We start from the raw sequence: 4256 nt of genomic DNA, 5'->3' as shown, positions 1-4256 counted from the left end.
GGCTCGGAGGCCTATGCTGGGGTAACGGCCCAAAAAACAGTGATGGGCATTTTGGCGTTGATCTCGATTATGGCCATTGTTGGCTTTTCACTCTTGTTGACCCGCTATATTACCCGTCCGATTATCTGGCTCGCGGCCAAGGCGTCGACCATCAGCGCCCACAGGGATCTGAATCAGCGGATCGCGTTTGAGAGCCGCGATGAAGTCGGCGTGCTCGCATCGGCTTTCAATTCCATGATCCATAGCCTGAAGACCTATTACGACGGGCTGGAGGAAACGAATCGCAGCCTGAACGCGGAAATGGCCAGACGCAAGAAAGCCGAAGACAAATATCGCGGTATTTTTGAAAACGCCGTGGAAGGTATTTTTCAGACGACGCCGGGGGGGCAAATTATCAGTGCCAGTCCATCCTTGGCCAGTATGCTCGGGTATGACAGCCCCGATGAATTGATCAACGGTATTTCCGATATCGGCGAGCAGCTGTACGCCGATACCGGTCGGCGCAAAGAGCTGTTACGCCGGCTGGAGAAGGAAAATACGATATCGAATTTCGAATCCCGCATGCGCCGAAAGGACGGGAATGTCATTTGGGCCTCGCTCAATGTTCGCGCCGTCCGGGACAGGGCCGGCAAGCTGTCGGTCATCGAAGGGTTTCTGACCGATATCACCCCCCGTAAGCAGGCGGAGGAAGGGCTTCAAAGACATCATGAGCAACTCGAAGAGCAGGTCAAGGCGCGCACCGCCGAACTGACGATCGCCAAGGAACAGGCCGAGTCGGCCAATCGGGCCAAAAGTGAATTCCTGGCCAACATGAGTCACGAGATCCGCACCCCCATGAACGCCATCATCGGCATGACCCATCTGGTCATGCAGACCGATCTCAGTCCCAAGCAGTCGGGTTATCTCTGCAAAATCGACCTCTCCACCCATGCCCTGCTCAGGATCATCAACGACATTCTGGATTTTTCCAAGATCGAGGCCGGCAAGCTGGAGATCGAGCAGAAGGCGTTTTTCTGGAGGATGTCATCTACGACGTTGCGGATCTGATATCCGAAAAAAGCCGCGACAAAGGGCTGGAACTATTGATCGCTGTCTCGCCGGACGTCCCCCGAAACCTGGTGGGAGACCCCTTGCGGCTGGGCCAGATCCTGATCAATCTTCTCGGAAATGCCGTCAAGTTCACCCACGCGGGGGAAGTCGTGCTGTCGGTAGATGTCGCGCAGCAGGCCGCCGATGCCGCGACCCTGCGGTTCGAAGTCCGGGACACCGGCATCGGCATGACCCCTGAGCAAGCCGATGCGCTCTTTGAACCCTTTACCCAGGCCGACTCCTCGACCACCCGGAAGTACGGGGGCACGGGCCTGGGCCTGACCATCAGCAAACGCCTGATCGCCTTCATGGGCGGAGAGATCGAGCTGGAATCGGAAGTCAACAAAGGGTCGATTTTCCGGTTTACGGCGTGCTTTGGCCTCAGCGATAAAATCCGCGAAGCGCGCGCCCACGCCGCCGGAGACCTCAAGGGGATGCGGGTGCTGGTGGTCGACGACAGCTCGACGTCTCGGGAGATCCTGAGAGAATACCTCCGGTCCATGGCCTTTGACGTAACGACCGTCGATTCCGGTGAAGCGGCGCTGGCCATGATCGAGCCCGCCTTGGCCGATCGTCGGCCCTACCGTCTGGTCCTCATGGACTGGAAAATGCCGGGGATGGACGGGCTTGAGGCTGCCCGCCGCATCAAGCAGACGATGCCGCCATCGGAGCGGCCGGCCATTATCATGGTGACGGCCGGCCGCCGTGAGGAGATCTTCGGTCAGGGGGATATCGAAGATTTCGACGGCTTCATCATGAAACCGACCAGCCCGTCGGTGCTCTTCAACACCATCATGCGGGTCTTTGGACAGGCGGTTTGCCAACCCCCGGTCCGTTCCTCCAGGGGCCGCATGCCTTCGGCCGGTATCGATCTCATGCGGGGCGCCCGTGTCCTCTTGGTCGAGGATAATGACATCAACCGCCAGGTCGCCACGGAAATGCTTGAGCAGATGGGTTTGATGGTGGACACCGCCATCAACGGGAAGATCGCTCTCGAGGTCCTCAAAGCGCAGCGCTACGATTTGGTGCTCATGGACATCCAGATGCCGGTCATGGACGGACTCGAAGCCACCCGGCACATCCGGGCTTCCGAGGGGCAGGGGGGGGATGTCGCTCCCGCCACCGGAACGCCGCCCACGGTTCCCATTGTGGCCATGACCGCCCATGCCATGCATGGCGACCGTGAAAAAAGCCTGGCCGCGGGCATGGACGACCACATCACCAAACCCATCGATCCCAAAGCCCTCTTCGCCGCCCTCCAGAAATGGATAGTTCCGGTAAAGCGGGGCGCCGATCCGGGGCCCTCCTCCTTGGGGAGCGTTTCCGCGGGCCTGGGTGACGGGCCCGCGGGTATCGATATCACCGACGGCCTTGCGCGGGCGAGCGGAAACGAGGCCCTTTATCGAAAACTGTTGAGAACGTTTTACCAGGAAAACCAGTCCATCGCTGACCGTATCGCCGCGGCCCTGGCGTCGGCGGTCCCCGCATCCGGTCTGCGCCTGCTCCACACCCTGAAGGCACTGCCGGCAATATCGGCGCGACGGCCTTATACGAGGCGGCCGGAGCCCTCGAAAAGGCTTTGGACCAGGCAGACCCGGTGGTGATCGCCCGGCAGCACGGCCAATTCGATTCGGCGCTATCAACGGTGATCAACGGGCTTGCGGCGTGGTTGCCTAAGGATGAACCGGCGGCAGCCCTAAGGCAAAGGCCGAGGCGCCTGGGGCGGCCGGCGGCACCCTGGCGGCCCTCGATCGGCTGCTGGGCGAAATGCGGGTCCATCTTCTCAAAAGCGAGCCCATTCCACTGAAAACCCTCATGGCGGAAATCAACGGGCTCGCCTGGCCGGGTGCGGTGCCCCCTGAAATCGAAACCCTCGGCAGGCTCATCGCCAGGTACCGCTTCAATGAGGCGGCGGCAATCGTCGATACGCTGCTGACGTCTGATGAAGGAGACTCCAGATGAAGCCCATGGATGAGATATCGTCATGCACCGTAATGATCGTGGACGACACCGAAACCAACATCGACATTCTGGTGGAGGCGCTGGGAAGCGATTTCAATCTCCAGGTGACCATGGACGGTGAATCGGCCCTCAAGGCCATCGCCTACAAGATGCCGGACCTGATTCTCCTGGACATCATGATGCCCGGAATGGATGGCTACGAGGTCTGCAGACGCCTGAAAGCATCGCCCGAAACCCGGGGGATCCCCATTGTGTTCCTCACCGCCATGTCCGAGGAGCAGGATGAAGCCCGCGGGCTTGCCCTGGGGGCGGTGGATTACATCACCAAGCCGTTCAGCCCGCCACTGGTCAAGGCGAGGGTCCGGAACCAGCTGGAACTGAAACGCTACCGGGACCATTTGGAGGACCTGGTGCGGGAGCGCACTCGCCAACTGGCCCTGACCCAGGAGGTGACCCTCCAGAGCATGGGAACCCTGGCGGAATACCGTGACCCGGAAACCGGGGGCCATATCCGGCGGACCCAGGAGTATATCCGGATCCTGGCCGAACACCTGAAAGACCACCCCCGGTTCCGGGATCGCTTGAACGACACGGCAATCGAGTTGCTGGTCAAGTCCGCCCCCCTTCACGACATCGGCAAGGTGGGCGTCCGGGACAATATTCTGTTAAAGCCGGACGAGTTGACCGAAGAGGAATTCGAGACGATGAAGCGGCACACCACCTACGGCCGGGACATGCTTCTGATTTCCGAAAAAATGCTGGGGGGGGATTCGTTTCTCTCCATGGCCCGCGAAATCGCCTACACCCACCAGGAAAAGTGGGACGGTACCGGCTACCCGCGGGGCCTCAAAGGCGAGGAAATTCCCATTTCCGGTCGGCTCATGGCGGTGGCCGACGTTTATGACGCTTGATCAGCAAACGGATCTACAAGCCGCCTTACCCCCATGATACGGCGGTGGCCATCATCCTGGAAGAGCGCGGAAGCCATTTTGATCCGGATGTTGTGGACGCCTTCCTAAAGCTGGCAGACGCGTTCAAGAAAATCGCCCTCGAACACGCTGACTTCGAGGAGGAGCGGGCGTTGTTGTCGGCTTGATCGCAAAAAGAAAGACTATCGCGTTTAAATGCGATACTATCGCTTGACCACCATGCCACCGCTTCACCACCGCCCAGGCAAAGGGAGGCCATACCGATCCGCTTATCCT

At 59.9% G+C, this 4256-nt stretch carries 5 protein-coding genes; all 5 read left to right on the top strand.

Going from position 1 to position 4256, the window contains the following annotated elements:
- On the top strand, positions 1-1047 hold a 1047-nt coding region (locus JCM12296_RS32850; protein ID WP_218188411.1), incomplete at its 5' end, for a histidine kinase dimerization/phospho-acceptor domain-containing protein.
- An 83-nt stretch (positions 1048-1130) separates the two neighbouring features.
- Positions 1131-2693 carry a response regulator gene (locus tag JCM12296_RS32845; RefSeq protein WP_157068127.1) on the top strand — a complete coding sequence of 521 codons (1563 nt, stop codon included), beginning with the start codon at positions 1131-1133 and terminating at the stop codon, positions 2691-2693.
- A gap of 163 nt (positions 2694-2856) precedes the next feature.
- Positions 2857-3051: a hypothetical protein gene (locus JCM12296_RS32840; RefSeq protein ID WP_054701986.1), complete on the top strand. Its 195-nt coding sequence runs from the start codon at positions 2857-2859 to the stop codon at positions 3049-3051.
- Positions 3048-3962 carry a response regulator gene (locus JCM12296_RS32835; protein ID WP_246805241.1) on the top strand — a complete coding sequence of 305 codons (915 nt, stop codon included), beginning with the start codon at positions 3048-3050 and terminating at the stop codon, positions 3960-3962. The genes JCM12296_RS32840 and JCM12296_RS32835 overlap by 4 nt, the downstream gene beginning before the upstream one ends.
- Positions 3959-4147 (top strand): hypothetical protein, encoded by a 189-nt coding sequence (locus JCM12296_RS46600; RefSeq protein WP_246805240.1) that lies wholly within the window; start codon positions 3959-3961, stop codon positions 4145-4147. The genes JCM12296_RS32835 and JCM12296_RS46600 overlap by 4 nt, the downstream gene beginning before the upstream one ends.
- The last annotated feature ends 109 nt before the right edge of the window (positions 4148-4256 follow it).

This window comes from Desulfosarcina cetonica JCM 12296, assembly GCF_001311845.1.
In the GTDB taxonomy this organism is placed as follows: Bacteria; Desulfobacterota; Desulfobacteria; order Desulfobacterales; family Desulfosarcinaceae; genus Desulfosarcina; species Desulfosarcina cetonica.
The sequence above is the reverse complement of the archived record's forward strand: the minus strand, read 5'-3'. Positions and strand labels throughout refer to the sequence as shown.

What these genes read in the sequence shown, in the direction of transcription:
- JCM12296_RS32840 (WP_054701986.1), top strand. Translation starts at nt 2,857, where the DNA reads ATGCGGGTCCATCTTCTCAAAAGCGAGCCCATTCCACTGAAAACCCTC.
- JCM12296_RS32835 (WP_246805241.1), top strand. Translation starts at nt 3,048, where the DNA reads ATGAAGCCCATGGATGAGATATCGTCATGCACCGTAATGATCGTGGAC.